This window comes from Microbacterium sp. NPDC087591 (assembly GCF_044743625.1).
Classification (GTDB): Bacteria; Actinomycetota; Actinomycetes; order Actinomycetales; family Microbacteriaceae; genus Microbacterium.
Genome location: NZ_JBIUWU010000001.1, coordinates 1,517,881 through 1,531,181, shown reverse-complemented (window position 1 = coordinate 1,531,181; position 13,301 = coordinate 1,517,881). Strand labels below are relative to the sequence as shown.

The 13,301-nt window shown below is 70.2% G+C and carries 14 protein-coding genes; 5 read left to right on the top strand and 9 right to left on the bottom strand.

Annotation, left to right across the window (positions count from 1 at the left end):
• Positions 1 to 71 precede the first annotated feature (71 nt).
• Both argG and ACIOVG_RS07150 read right to left on the bottom strand, forming a co-directional pair.
• Positions 72 to 1,505 carry an argininosuccinate synthase gene (argG, locus tag ACIOVG_RS07155; protein ID WP_400870818.1) on the bottom strand — a complete coding sequence of 478 codons (1,434 nt, stop codon included), beginning with the start codon at positions 1,503 to 1,505 and terminating at the stop codon, positions 72 to 74.
• A 51-nt stretch (positions 1,506 to 1,556) separates the two neighbouring features.
• Positions 1,557 to 1,961, bottom strand: coding sequence for a winged helix-turn-helix transcriptional regulator (locus tag ACIOVG_RS07150; protein ID WP_400870815.1), 405 nt, complete (start codon positions 1,959 to 1,961; stop codon positions 1,557 to 1,559).
• Between the two features lie 100 nt (positions 1,962 to 2,061).
• Here ACIOVG_RS07150 and ACIOVG_RS07145 point away from each other — a divergent pair, with 100 nt between their 5' ends.
• The 3 genes from ACIOVG_RS07145 to ACIOVG_RS07135 all read left to right on the top strand — a co-directional run bounded on the left by ACIOVG_RS07145 (position 2,062) and on the right by ACIOVG_RS07135 (position 5,105).
• On the top strand, positions 2,062 to 3,432 hold the full coding sequence (locus tag ACIOVG_RS07145; protein WP_400870812.1) for an MFS transporter: 1,371 nt from the start codon (positions 2,062 to 2,064) through the stop codon (positions 3,430 to 3,432).
• 73 nt (positions 3,433 to 3,505) lie between these two features.
• On the top strand, positions 3,506 to 4,297 hold the full coding sequence (locus ACIOVG_RS07140; RefSeq protein WP_400870810.1) for an NAD(P)H-dependent oxidoreductase: 792 nt from the start codon (positions 3,506 to 3,508) through the stop codon (positions 4,295 to 4,297).
• A gap of 100 nt (positions 4,298 to 4,397) precedes the next feature.
• A complete protein-coding gene (locus tag ACIOVG_RS07135; protein WP_400870807.1) occupies positions 4,398 to 5,105 on the top strand; it encodes a ZIP family metal transporter in 708 nt (235 codons plus the stop codon).
• A 53-nt stretch (positions 5,106 to 5,158) separates the two neighbouring features.
• Here the strand turns inward: ACIOVG_RS07135 and ACIOVG_RS07130 are convergent, their stop codons facing one another.
• Positions 5,159 to 5,566: a pyridoxamine 5'-phosphate oxidase family protein gene (locus ACIOVG_RS07130; protein ID WP_400870804.1), complete on the bottom strand. Its 408-nt coding sequence runs from the start codon at positions 5,564 to 5,566 to the stop codon at positions 5,159 to 5,161.
• A gap of 204 nt (positions 5,567 to 5,770) precedes the next feature.
• On the opposite strand from ACIOVG_RS07130, the gene ACIOVG_RS07125 reads away from it, so the two are divergent.
• Together ACIOVG_RS07125 and ACIOVG_RS07120 are read left to right on the top strand one after the other, a co-directional pair.
• Entirely contained in the window at positions 5,771 to 6,739 is a 969-nt protein-coding gene (locus ACIOVG_RS07125) for an alpha/beta hydrolase (protein WP_400870801.1), read from the top strand.
• 67 nt (positions 6,740 to 6,806) lie between these two features.
• Positions 6,807 to 7,802 carry a hypothetical protein gene (locus tag ACIOVG_RS07120; protein WP_400870798.1) on the top strand — a complete coding sequence of 332 codons (996 nt, stop codon included), beginning with the start codon at positions 6,807 to 6,809 and terminating at the stop codon, positions 7,800 to 7,802.
• A 46-nt stretch (positions 7,803 to 7,848) separates the two neighbouring features.
• Here ACIOVG_RS07120 and ACIOVG_RS07115 read toward each other — a convergent pair whose 3' ends face one another.
• From ACIOVG_RS07115 to ACIOVG_RS07090, 6 genes are read right to left on the bottom strand one after another with little or no spacing between them, the layout of a single operon-like run.
• Entirely contained in the window at positions 7,849 to 8,958 is a 1,110-nt protein-coding gene (locus tag ACIOVG_RS07115) for a hypothetical protein (RefSeq protein WP_400870795.1), read from the bottom strand.
• Positions 8,952 to 9,707 (bottom strand): hypothetical protein, encoded by a 756-nt coding sequence (locus tag ACIOVG_RS07110; RefSeq protein ID WP_400870792.1) that lies wholly within the window; start codon positions 9,705 to 9,707, stop codon positions 8,952 to 8,954. The genes ACIOVG_RS07115 and ACIOVG_RS07110 overlap by 7 nt, the downstream gene beginning before the upstream one ends.
• Entirely contained in the window at positions 9,704 to 10,945 is a 1,242-nt protein-coding gene (locus ACIOVG_RS07105) for a VWA domain-containing protein (protein ID WP_400870789.1), read from the bottom strand. The genes ACIOVG_RS07110 and ACIOVG_RS07105 overlap by 4 nt, the downstream gene beginning before the upstream one ends.
• On the bottom strand, positions 10,927 to 11,913 hold the full coding sequence (locus ACIOVG_RS07100; protein ID WP_400870786.1) for a VWA domain-containing protein: 987 nt from the start codon (positions 11,911 to 11,913) through the stop codon (positions 10,927 to 10,929). Before ACIOVG_RS07100 ends, ACIOVG_RS07105 begins: the two co-directional genes overlap by 19 nt.
• Positions 11,904 to 12,392: a hypothetical protein gene (locus ACIOVG_RS07095; RefSeq protein ID WP_400870783.1), complete on the bottom strand. Its 489-nt coding sequence runs from the start codon at positions 12,390 to 12,392 to the stop codon at positions 11,904 to 11,906. The genes ACIOVG_RS07100 and ACIOVG_RS07095 overlap by 10 nt, the downstream gene beginning before the upstream one ends.
• A complete protein-coding gene (locus tag ACIOVG_RS07090) occupies positions 12,379 to 13,266 on the bottom strand; it encodes a DUF58 domain-containing protein (protein WP_400870780.1) in 888 nt (295 codons plus the stop codon). Before ACIOVG_RS07090 ends, ACIOVG_RS07095 begins: the two co-directional genes overlap by 14 nt.
• Positions 13,267 to 13,301 lie beyond the last annotated feature (35 nt).

The following is a 13,301-nucleotide window of genomic DNA, read 5'->3' as shown; positions in this document are numbered from 1 at the left end:
GGCACGACAGAGGGGGCGGATGCCGCAGCATCCGCCCCCTCTGAGCGGTGGTCCCTGAGCCCGACGAAGGGTCAGTCGGTGCCGGAGTCGAAGGCCGCGCCCTCGGAGGCCGTGTCGACGGCATCCGCCAGGGTCTCGTCGATCTCCTCGACCGAGCCGGTGATCTCGCCGGACTCGCCGGCGGTCACACGTCCCACGAGCTCGCCGGTCGCGCCGCCCACGAGGCCGAGGCCCGCGTACTGCTCGAGGCGGGCACGGGAGTCCGCGATGTCGAGGTTGCGCATGGTGAGCTGGCCGATGCGGTCGACCGGGCCGAAGGCGGCGTCGCCGACGCGCTCCATCGAGAGCTTGTCCGGGCCGTACGAGAGGTTCGGCGAGACGGTGTCGAGGATCGTCCAGTCGTCACCGCGGCGCAGGCGGATGGTGACAGAGCCCGAGATCGTGAGGCCGACCCAGCGCTGGATCGACTCGCGCAGCATGAGCGACTGCGGCTCCAGCCAGCGGCCCTCGTACATGAGGCGGCCGAGGCGGCGACCCTGCTCGTGGTAGGTCGCGAGGGTGTCCTCGTTCAGGATGCCGTTGACGAGGCGCTCGTAGGCGATGAACAGCAGCGCCATGGCCGGTGCCTCGTAGATGCCGCGCGACTTCGCCTCGATGATGCGGTTCTCGATCTGGTCGCTCATGCCGAGGCCGTGGCGTCCGCCGATCGTGTTGGCCTCCTGCACCAGCGCCACGGGGTCGGTGTACTCCACGCCGTTGATCGCGACGGGGCGGCCGGCCTCGAAGGTGACCGTGACGTCTTCGGTCTCGATCGCGACGGACGGGTCCCAGAACTTCACGCCCATGATCGGGTCGACCGTCTCGAGCGAGACGTTCAGGTGCTCGAGGGTCTTGGCCTCGTGCGTCGCACCCCAGATGTTGGCGTCGGTGGAGTAGGCCTTCTCGGCGGAGTCGCGGTAGGGGAAGTCGCGTTCGACGAGCCAGTCGCTCATCTCCTTGCGACCGCCGAGCTCGGTGACGAAGTCGGCGTCGAGCCACGGCTTGTAGATGCGCAGGCGCGGGTTGGCGAGCAGACCGTAGCGGTAGAACCGCTCGATGTCGTTGCCCTTGTAGGTGGAGCCGTCGCCCCAGATGTCGACGCCGTCCTCCTTCATGGCGCGCACCAGCAGGGTGCCGGTCACCGCGCGGCCGAGCGGCGTGGTGTTGAAGTAGGTCTTGCCGCCGGAGCGGATGTGGAAGGCGCCGCAGGAGAGGGCGACGAGGCCCTCTTCGACCAGGGCCGTCTTGCAGTCGACCAGGCGCGAGGCCTCGGCGCCGTACTCCAGCGCGCGACCGGGGATCGACTCGATGTCATCCTCGTCGTACTGGCCGAGGTCGCCGGTGTAGGTGAAGGGGACTGCGCCCTTCTCGCGCATCCATGCGACGGCGACGGAGGTGTCGAGTCCTCCGGAGAAGGCGATGCCGACGCGCTCGCCGACGGGAAGGGACTGGAGGACCTTGGACATGCTTCCCAGTCTATCCGCGGCGTGTCGGGTGTTTCGGACGACCGGGCGCGGTCAGCGCGCGACCGCGGCGTCGAGGTGCTCGACTTCGGCAGCCGGTCGTGCGAGCTCGCGCCGCTGGTGCGCGGCATATCGACCGCCCCAGTTCGTCAGCGCCTCGACCAGCGGAATGGATCCTCGGCCGAGGTCGCTCAGGCGGTACTCGACCTTGGGGGGAACCTGGCGGTAGACCATCCGGACGATGAGCCCGTCGTCTTCCAGCTCACGCAGCTGCCGGGTGAGCACGCGGGCGGTCGGCTCGCCGAGCAGTCTGCCGAGCTCGCCGAATCGGAGCACCTCATGCTCGTCGAGAAGGCTCAGGATGCTGGGCTTCCAGGCCCCGCCGAGCACGGCCACCGAGATCTCCGCATCGCACGCGTCGCCCCAGCCCCGGACGATGCGCTCCGTCTTCTCCCTCATCGGCTCCGCCTTCCGTCGCCCTCCATGGTATCCGAAGTGTAAGTATGTACCTCGAATGACCGTACTTGTCAGAAGCGTACCTCCACCCGAGACTGAGGTGGTGACCTTCTCGACCTCCCCGGCAACCGCTCGACCACGCACGACCCGCCACCCGTGGCTCGCCATGATTCCGCTGCTCCTGGGCATCCTGATCGGCGCGCTCGCGATCAGTAGCGTGTCCACCGCGCTGCCGGCCATCCGCGCAGACCTCGTCCTCAGCGACAGCGGCGCCCTCTGGCTCGTCGACGTCTACGCGCTGTCGCTCGCGGCGACCCTCATCCTCGCCGCGCGGATCGGCGACGCGTTCGGGCGCAAGCGGATCGTGATCCTCGGGCTGGCCGGCTTCGCCGTGCTGAACGTCGTGGGGGGATTCGCGCAGGACGGGATGGTGCTGATCGTCGTGCGCGCGCTCCTCGGTGTCGCCGAGGCCTTCGTCGTGGCGGGGGTGGTCGCCACGATCGGCGCCCACTATCAGGCCCGGCAGCGGGTTCTGGCCTACGGCCTGTGGACCGCGACATTCGGTGCGGGCAGCGCTCTGGGCCCCGTGCTCGGCGGGGTCGTCACCGAAGGCCCCGGATGGCGGTGGCTGCTCCTCGGGAGCGTGCCGCTCGCGGTGCTCGCCGGCGCGCTCGCGATCTGGCTCGTGCCCGACTCCCGCAGCTCTCGTCCGCCGTCGTGGGACGTGCTGAGCATCGGGTCGTCGATCGTGGCGCTCGGTGCCCTGGTCTTCGCGCTGCACGAGGTGCTCGCCGCTCCCCTCCCCGCCGCCGTCGCCGGAGCCGTCGCGGTCGCGACCCTCGTCTTCTTCATCCGCCGCCAGCGCATCCTGCGCGAGCCCCTCATCGACATGCGGCTCTTCCGGGTGCCGGGGTTCAGCCCCGCCATCGTGCGCATCGTCGCGAGCGGCGGCGTCTCGTCGGCGACCGTGCTCCTGGTGAGTCTGCATCTGCAGGATGCCAGGGGGCACAGCGCGGCGGAGGCGGGGCTGGCGATCCTCCCGCAGGCGGTCGCGATCGCGCTAGGCGGTGTGCTCGCTCCGCTGTTCCTGAGGTGGCTGAGCTCGCCCACGCTGACGGTGCTCGCCCTCATCGTCCAGGGCGCGGGACTCGTCTGGCTCTCCACCGGAGTCGACCTCGTCGTGATGCCGCTGGTGCTCGTCGGCATCGGATTCGGCATCACGGCGACGCTCGCAGCGACGACTCTCTTCGACGTCACGACCGAGGATGATGCCGGTCAGGTCGGGGCGATCCAGGAGGTCGGATTCGCGCTCGGCGGCGGCCTCGGCATCGCGGTGCTCGGGACGATCGCCTCGATCGTCGGGTCGGGAGGGTTCACCGTCGCTCTCCTCGTCGCAGCGGCGGCGGTCGTAGCCGCGGCTCTCCTGCCGCTGTGGAGACGCACATCGACGGACGTCGTCCCCGCCCCACGCTGATGCGGCCCTGCCGAGGCCGCCCCGCCTGACGCCGCCCCCCACCGACGCCGCCACACCGATGAAAGGCCCACCTTTGTCGCACCCACGTGCCACCGTCCACTGGATCTACGCCCACCCGCAGGAGAGCTCCCTCAACGCGCGGCTGTTCCGCGACGGTGTCGAGGCGCTGTCGCGCGACCACGACGTCGTGACCACCGATCTCTACCGACAGCGGTTCGACCCCGTGCTCGCCGCCCCTGATCTGGGTAACCCGCAGGGGCGGGATGGGAATGTGGTCGAGCTGATGGGGGAGGTCTACGCGGGCGGGCAGGTGCCGGCCGACGTGGGCGAGGAGCAGCGCAAGCTCCAGGCCGCCGACCTCGTCGTGATCCAGTTCCCGCTGTGGTGGTACGGACCCCCGGCGATCCTCAAGGGATGGTTCGATCGCGTGCTCACCAACGGGTTCGCCTACGGCCCTGTCGACCCGAGCACCGGTCTCCCCCTCCGCTACGGCGATGGTCTTCTGGCCGGCCGCCGCGCCCTCGTGATCGTGACGGCCGGTGAGGACGAGCGCTCCATCGGCAGCCGGGGCGTCAGCGGAGATCTCGACTCGCTGCTGTTCCCCCTCACCCATGGAACCCTCTGGTACACGGGGATCGAGCCGCTCGACCTGCATGTCGTCCACGACGCGGACCGTCTGGGGCGCACCGAGATCGACCACGAAAGCGCACGTCTGGTCGAACGCCTCTCGGGGATCGGCGACGAATCTCCGAGCAGCCCGTATCGCCGACTTCGAGACGGCGACTACCACGGCACCCGGGCGCTCCGAACGGATCTGCTTCCCGGCCGCACCGACCTCGGCATCCATCGAGTGCGCAGCGACTGAGCAGAGCGGAGCCCGGCGGGGGGCGACGCGCAGGGGCGAGCCGGCCGCATCTGCCGTTTCCGCCGGAGCGGTGGCAGAGTGGCCGTGAAGGAGGCGGCACATGGGTGGAGCGATTCTCTGGGGTGTGGTCGCGGCGGCGCCGCTGTTCATCGGTGCCGTGCTCGCGCTGCTCCGGAAGTGGCCGCCACGGTGGCTCGGCATCGTCCTCGGTTTCGGCGCCGGCGCCCTGATGGCCTCCATCGCGTTCGAGCTCTGGGAAGAGGGACTCGCCCTCGCCGGCCCCATCCCTCTCGTGACCGGTGTCGCGGCCGGAGCGATCAGTTACTACATCGCAGATCGCATCCTCGATGCACGGGCCGCGAAGACCAAGGAGAAGGCGGGGGGCGGCCAGCTCGCGGTCGGCGCCCTGCTCGACGGCATCCCCGAGCAGCTCGTGCTCGGCATCGGTCTCGCCTCAGGAGAGCCGGTCAGCATCGCGCTCGTGGTCGCGATCCTGGTCTCGAACCTGCCCGAGTCGATCGGATCGGCATCGGACCTCCTGGAGGGAGGGATGGCGAAGTCGCGAGTGCTGCTGCTGTGGGCCGGTGTCGCCGTGCTCTGTGCCCTCGCGACCGTCGCCGGCTTCGGACTGGCGAGCGTCACCGGCGACGACTTCCGCGCGGCGGCGAGCGGTTTCGCAGCCGGCGCGCTGCTCGTGATGCTGGTCGACTCCATGATCCCCGAGGCGCAGTCCAAGGCGAAGGAGTCGACGGGGCTCGCGACCGTGCTGGGCTTCGCGCTCGCCGCCGGTCTCGCCCTCGCGTCCTGACGACCGCATAACGCGCTGCGCCGGTTAGAGATCGGGCGTCGCGCGGGGGAGGGTCAGATCTTCCCGTGCGTCTGGTCGCGGCGCACGCTGCGACCGGTGATCTTCTCGACGCGGAAGGTCAGCGGAAGGTCGCGGTCGCTGTCGGCCCACGGGTCCACGCGCGCCCTGGCTCCGGGGACCTTCTCTTCGGGCACCCTGGAGAGCGAGCCGTGCATCAGCACGCTCCAGGCGGTGCTGCCGAGCGGGTCGTGATAGTCCACCTCGAACGACACATCCGCCGGCTCGCGCGTCAGCTCGCCCAGCACGCCGTCGGGAGCGGTGCGGAGCAGGAGGTCGTGGCCGGACACGACGAAGTTCACGGGGAAGATCTGCACCCGTCCTTCATGGACGAAACCGACTCGGCCGATGGTGGTCGTGGTCAGCAGGTCGTAGGACTGCTGCTCGTCGAGCACTCGGATCATGGCGTGCACCTTCCCTTCTGGCGCCAGTGTAGCCAGCGTGCGACGGGACTTCGAGGGGTCTCCTCGCCGTCGGAGCGCAGCACCCCGCCACCTGTCGGCCTCCGACGCACGGAACGGCCTCGCCTGGCGGGTTACGCTCAGGGGCGACGTCGGGGATTCTGGCGGGACGCCGCCGCAGTGGCGACCGAGAACAAAGGAGTTCTGATGACTGAGACGACCCTCCGCCCTCCGTTCGACCCGGAGTTGGAAGCGGCGCTGGCCCTGGTCGGCGACCAGCTGCCCCCGACGCTGACGGCCGAGATGATCCCGCTGCTCCGGCAGAACCCGGTGAGCGGCGAGGACGAGATCTTCGCCGTGCTCGACGAGCGCGGCTTCACCCACCGCGACGTGTCCATCGCCGGTCACGAGGGCGACGAGATCGTCGTCACGGTGATCGAGAAGGCGGGCCGCACCGGCACCGGACCCGGCTTCTTCCACACGCACGGCGGCGGCATGATCATCGGCAACCGCTGGCTCGGTGTCGTCGGATTCCTGGACTGGGCCGAGCGTTTCAACGGCGTCATCGTCACGGTGGAGTACCGGTTGGCGCCGGAGTTCCCCGACCCGTACCCGGTCGAGGACTGCTACGCCGGCCTGGTGTGGACCGCCGACAACGCCGCCGACCTCGGCATCGACCCGAACCGCATCCTGATCGGCGGTGGCAGCGCCGGAGGAGGCCTCGCAGCCGGCACCACCCTGCTCGCCCGCGACCGCCGCGGCCCCGCGCTGATCGGCCAGCTGCTGATCTACCCCATGCTCGACGATCGCGACGAGAGCGTGTCGACGCAGCAGATCGACGGCATCGGCGTGTGGGACCGCGGCTCCAACATCACCGGATGGACCGCGCTCCTCGGCGACCGCAAGGGCACGGACGACGTGTCGATCTATGCGGCCCCTGCCCGCGCGACCGATCTCACGGGACTGCCGCCCGCGTTCATCGACTGCGGCAGCGCGGAGGTCTTCCGCGACGAGGATGTCGCCTACGCCACCAAGCTCTGGGAGGCCGGGGTTCAGGCCGAGCTGCACGTGTGGGCCGGCGGCTTCCACGGCTTCGACATGTTCGCCCCGCACGCCGCGGTCGCACAGGCCATGCTCGCCGCCCGCAACGATTGGGTGCACCGCCTGCTCGGCTGACTCCTGCGCCCTCCGGGGTCGCCCGTCGACCCCGTAGGGTGGAATCCCCCGCGCGATGGAGCCCGACATGCAAGATCTGCTGGGGCGGCTCACCGCCCTCGACCCGGATGCGAGCGAGACCCTCAAGGTCGTCTCCTACTTCGACACCCTCGTCGCGCGCGCGGTCGGGGTCGAGAGCATGCTGCGGGGTGCGGCCGTGCTCAGCGGCGCGACCGTGGGGCAGCGCGATGCGCGTCAGATCATCCGGGTGCGGGCCGACGGCGTGCGCATCGAACCGGTCGATCCCGGCGACAGGTGGATGCGGCGCGAGAGCGGCCCTGATGCCGTCGCCTGGATCGAACGCGAGGGCGCCCCTCACACCAACGACGCCATGATCCTGGAGCGGCTCACCCTCGCCCTCGGCATCCTCCGCGCCCGCCGAGCCGGAGACGCGGAGAGCGCGGTGGAGCTGGTGATCAGCTCTTTCGCGGGCGAGGGCGAGCGGGCATCCGCCCTGTCGCGGCTGCGCCTCATCGCTGAGCCCATGCGGGTGATCGCCTCTCCGCCCGACCCCGCACCACTGCCCCGGCATCCGTCCGCGGTCGTCGCGACGCGTCATGGGCTGACCAGGGCCACGATCGTCCCCGCAGGAACCGCCGCGGAGGACGTGTGGGCCGCGTCGAGCGATCTGCGCCTCGGCATCGGCACCGCGGGCCCAGGGGAGAGCCTGCCGAGCTCCTGGGCGGAGGCCCTGATCGCCGTGCGCCTGACGACGGCGTCGGAGCCGGTGGTGGCCGCCGACGATCTCGGCGCCTTCCTGCTCATCGCGGGCGCAGCGGACTCCGGCGTGCTGCATCCGGATGCCGCGGCGCTCGGGCGCCTGGACGCACGCAGCCGCGAACTGCTCGATGCGGTCGTCGACGAGCAGAGCGTGCGGGCCGCCGCCGTGCGCCTGGGGCGGCATCATTCCAGCGTGCAGGACCGCCTGACCGCGCTGATCGAGCAGCTCGGCTACGACCCGCGCACTCCGCGGGGGCAGATGCGGTTCGTCACCGCCCGCATGCTGCTGCAGCTCGCCGACTGACGGCGCCGGCTGCCGGCATGATGGCCGGGCGGATGGCGCCCTGATCTCACTCGAACCCGGGGTACTCCTGCAGCTTCTGCTCGAACTCTGCGCGGTCGGCCTCGCTGAGCACGGCGCTCGCGATCACCATCAGCTGCAGTCCTTCGAGCGGCTCGCCCGTGCGCGCGTTCTGCGCCTCCCTGGCGATGCGGAAGTCCCCGGTGGGGTCGTTCGACAGATCGTAGATGTTCGCGTAGAACCGCAGCGGGTCGGGGTAGTTCTCGGTGTAGTACTCCCAGGTGTGCTGCGTGCGCGGGTCGTCGCTGCCGTAGAGCTTCGTGATCATGGTCGGGTCGATCCCCGAGTTCGTCGGGTCGTTGAAGCTGTACAGGTTCCACAGGCCGTGCTCGACCACGACCTGGTCGATGATCCGCATGACCTCGACCTTGCGGTCCGGATCCTGGATCGGCTCGTTGGTCGCCCATCCGACCGAGGTGTACTCGATCAGCATCGACTCCCCGCCGTACCCGTTGCGCTCAGGGCGCAGGTCCTCGTCCCCCACCTCGGTCCAGGTGTAGCCGAACCGGTCGCTCAGGCGGGTGCGGATGTCGGCGAACAGGCTGTCCGCGTCGGCGCGCACCTCTTCCAGCGACTGCTGGGCGAGCACGTTCTGCGAATCGGTGCCCTTGATCCCCGGGTACGCCTCCGCGTGCTTCTGCTCCTCGGACTTCACACCTTCGTAGTTGCCGGACGCGGATGTCTGCAGAGCGCTCATGCCGCCCACGGTCGCGACGTTGAAGATGATCGTGATGACCAGAGCGATGGCGCCCAGCGTCCGCCCTCGACGAGAGACCAGTGCCGCCACGATCACCGCGACCACGACCAGCTGCAGCGTGAGCAACGTGACGCCGTAGAGGATGTCGGTCCCTCCGGCGAACAGCGTGCCGAACAGGATGAGTGCGAACAGGATGGCGGCCAGCAGCGCGATCCAGCCGATCGCGTTCGCGGGCTGCTTCGGCTCGACGGCCGCCTGGTCGACCACGGGAACCGGCGGGACCCAGGATGCCGGCGCCTGCTGGCGGCGGGCGTTCCTGTAGCCGCCGGGCGGCGGGACCGGTGGGGCACCCTCGGTGCCGGCGACGTAGCGTGCCCGCTGCTTCTCGTTGTCCATCACCATGGCTTGTCCGTTCCCGAGCCGCCCGGGTCGTCACCGTTCTGCTGCTGGTCGCGCTCCTGTGTGCCCTGCTCGAGCTTGTCCTGCAGATCCTGGAGCTTGTCGTCCGACGGCTGCGGCTTCTCCTCCTGCGGCTGCTCCTCCTGCGGCGGCGGGGGCTGCTCCTGCTCCTGCTGCTTCTGCTTCAGGCGGTCCTCGGTGTCGTCGAGCGACTTCTCCATGTCGCGCTGCGGGTCGGAGGACTGTTGCTGCGCCTCTTCGCTGTTGCACTCGTCCGGGGTCTCCAGCGTGACCGTCAGCGCCTCGCCGTAGAACGCCGCCGCGCTGGCCCCGTCGCCGTCGGTGCGGGCGGCATCGCCCTGTCGCTCGATCACGAGGGCCAGGTTGATCCGCACGCCGCAGACCTCGAGACCGTGGGCGAGTTCGAGAGCCTCTTCGAGCTTCGCGCGCGCCTCGGGGAGCTGTTCGGCCGCGCCCAGGGCGGTGCCGACGTTGAAGGGCGCCTTGTACGGCTCGAACCAGTTGAGGAACTCCTGGCCGCGGGCTGACGCCTCCGACCCCGCGTAGTCGTCGACCACGTAGGCCGTGATCGCCTGATGCGCGAAGGCGTACATGCTCAGCAGCTTGCCCACGAAGAGCAGCGCGGCGAGCGTGAGCGGGAGCGTGCCGATCGCGATCCACCGGCGGATGCGGCGGCGCCGGCGATTCGCCGCCAGCAGAGCGGCCGCGAGGTTCGGGGCGTCGACGGTCATCGGACATCTCCCTCGGGGCGGGAGGGCGAGGGCGGGGACGCTTCGACAGGCTCAGCGACCCAGCTCTGGGTGTCGGCGACCTGGGTCCCTGAGCCTGTCGAAGGGCGCGCCCGCGGGGCCCGCAGCCGCCGCAGTCGCGCGATGAGCATCGTGGCCCTGGTCAGTTCGAACCCGAGCAGCGCGAGCACCACGAGGGCGGCGATCCAGTACAGCTCGGTGACGTTGCCGGTCGAGCCCGACTCCGCGTAGCTGGTCGTCGTGGAGGGGGCGGCGGGCAGGGTAGGGGCGGCGTCCGCCGTGCGGTGCTGATACTCCACGCCGAGCTGGTCCGCGACCGCCGTCAGATTCGCCTCGTCGATCGTCGACAGGGCGTCGGCGCCCTGATACTCGATGTACCCGGAGTCCTCGCCGGAGAGCCCGCCGCTGGTGATGCGCATGGGCCCGCCCTCGGCGGTGCCGTAGCCGAGCACGGCACCGGCATCGGTGTACTTCGCGCTCGCGCTGAACGACTCCGGTGGCGTGTCCACTGTCTGCTCGCCGTCGCCGAAGTAGAACACCATGCGCGAACGGTCGGGCGACGACTCGGCCGCGCCTTTCAGGGTCTCGGCGAGCAGCGGGGCGGCGATCCCGATCGAACTGCCGCGCGACCGGCTCGTGACCTCGGGGCGCAGCACGTCGAGGGAGCCGATGAGTGCGGTGGTGTCGGTGGTCAGCGGCATCCGCAGCTGCGCCGCAGCGTCGAAGGTCAGCAGGGCGAAGCGCGCGCCGGGGTACTCCTGGATGATCGCTCTGACGTCTTCGCGCACACCGTCGAGGCGCGGCTGGTCGCCGTCCCAGTCCTCGGCGACGATGCTCGCGGTGGTGTCGACGACCAGCACGATGTCGGTGTCCGTCGCGAGAGTCTGGGTCGCGCCGCCGGGGATGCCGGGGCGCAGCACCAGGAAGAAGCACGCCAGCACCAGCACGAGGCGCAGCGCCCACAGGGTGCGATGCGAGGCGATGGAGCCGGCGCTCGCCGCCTTCGCCCCGGCCGCCATCCCCGGGGTCCCCGCTGCCGTCCCCTGGGTCCTGGCCGCCATCCCCGGGGTCCCCGCTGCCGTCCCCTGGGTCCCTGAGCCTGTCGAAGGGCGAGGCACACGGATCAGCACCCACACCACGAGGGCGGTGAGGGGGAGGAACAGCAGCACCAGCAGCAGCGGATGCAGGACGGGCTGGAAGATCACAGTCGCACCCTCCACACCACGATGATGAACGACAGCACCGCGACCATCAGCACCGCGATCCAGAGATTGGGGGTGTCTGTCCACACGACCTGCGCCTCGCCGCGCAGGGCGGTGGCCTCCTGCTCCTGCACCTGCGTGACGATGTCGGAGACGGTGGTCGTGTCGCGCAGGCCGAATGCGGCTCCACCGGTCGATTCGGCCGCGGCCGCCAGCTCGGCGCTCACGTCGGCGTCCTTGCCCTGCACCGGGTTGAGCGCGAACACCCGCACATCCTTCGAGGCGGCATAGGCGGCGGCCTCCTCCAGGGTCACGATCGAGGCGCCGTTGATCTCATTGTCGGTGGCGAAGATCACCGAACGGGAGCGCTCGTCATCCGGGCGGTCGAAGCCCATCGTGCACGCGGCGAGTCCGTCGCCGATGAGAGAGGCGCCGTTGCCGTTGAGGGTTCCGACCCAGTGCTCCGGAATCTCGTCGACGTAGTCGAAGCTGCTCTTGATGCTCTCCAGGTGGCTGCGGATGAACTCGTAGTCGTCGGTCAGCGGGAAGATCTGCACCGGGGAGCTGTTGAAGATCGTCAGCCCGATGCGCTCGCCCTCGAAGTCGTCGAGTAGCTCCTCGAACACGCTGAGCACTTCGACGTCGACCTCGGTCATCGACCCCGAGACGTCGAGACACAGCATGATGTCGCGGCTCGTGTTGACCGGCTGGATGGTCTGCGACGACATCGGGCGCGCAGCCACGACGCCGGCGGTGATCACCGCGACGGCGCCGAGGGCGAGGATGCCGGTGAGCGCGAGCACCCGGCGCAGCAGCGCCTCACGGAAGCTCGGCAGCCGGCGCAGGCGCTCGGCGCGTGCGATGCGTGCGGTGTCGGCGGCGTGCGAGCGGCCGGGGCGTCGCAACCCGAGGGCGAGACCGACACCGAGGGCGACGAGCACCACGGCGACGGCCACGATGATCATCCAGAAGTTCGCTAGTGCCATGTGCGCACCACCGTCCGCGCCGCCTCGGCGCCGGCGACCGGATCGATCGACGGACCCTGACGGAAGATGCTCGGGTAGTAGTGCCGCCCCATCGCGTCGAGCAGCGCGGGATGCACGCCGCGGGCCCGCAGGTCGTCGAGAGCGAGCACCGGGGCCTCCAGCCCGCTGTACTCGTTGACGAACGTGCGCACGACACGGCTGAGCTCGAGGTTCGCGTTGCGTGGGGTCAGCCGGCGCTCGCGGTAGTCGGTCTCGATCTGCTGGATGCGGTCGAGGTACTCGGTGCGCAGCTGCGAGAGCACGTCGGCGGTCGCCGGCAGCGGGCCCTGCTGCGAGGCCACGGCAGGGGCGCGGCGCGGACGCGTCAGCACGATCACGAGCCAGGTGGCGGCGACCAGCAGCAGCAGGATGCCGATGGCGAGCAGCATCCATCCCCATCCGTACTGGGCCGGGGGATAGAGCTCATCAGAACCGGGCATTCGACCTCCGGTTCAGCAGCTGCAGCAGTTGCGAGACGGCGTCGTCCTGACCGTCGAGCACGGCGTGACTGATCTCCATGCGCGTGAGCGTCTCGGCCAGCCGGGCGGCGTCCGCCTGTGTCTGCGCGGTCAGCTCCTGCACGATGCCGAGGTCGCCCTGCACGAAGTCGGGCACCTCCCAGAGGCTGTCGACGTCGCTGCGGATGCGGCCGGTCGCGTGATCGAGCACGGGCTCCGCATCGCGCACCGTGAGCCACAGCACATCGTGCTGCACGCGCAGTCGGCGCAGCATCCGCTCTGTCTCGTCGGTGAGGGGCGCCTCGTCCGTGACGATCACGACGATCATGCGACGGGAGATTGTGCGGGTGACGTACGACAGCAGGGCGTCGCGGTCGCTGGGCGCGGAGCTGGTGCTGATCGCGCGATCGATCGTGCGCAGGGTGTGCTCGAGCGCCCCCTCGCTGCGGCCGGGAGCGACGCGGCGCACCTTCGCGGCATCGCCGTAGACGGCCGTGAAGTCGTCGCCGTGGCGGAGCGTGAGCACCCCGAGCGCTCCGGTCGCGAGGATCGCCAGGTCGCGCTTGGGCTGCTCGTCCGCGGCGAGGGCCGCCATCGAGCGGCCGGTGTCGACCACGAACAGCACTGTGTGCATGCGCGTGGCCCGCGAGCGCTTGACCAACGGCGTGCCCAGCCGTGCCGTCGCCCGCCAGTCGATGTCGCGCACCTGATCGCCGTACTCGTACTTGCGCAGATCCTCGAAGTCCAGGCTGCGCCCGTGCAGCAGCGAGGCGTACGCGCCGTCGAGGGCGTGCATCGACTTGCGCGACGAGTGGATGAAGAGCTTGCTCTTCACCTGGGCGATCAGACTGGCCATGGGGAGATTCCTGGGCCCCTGAGTGGGGGACCTGA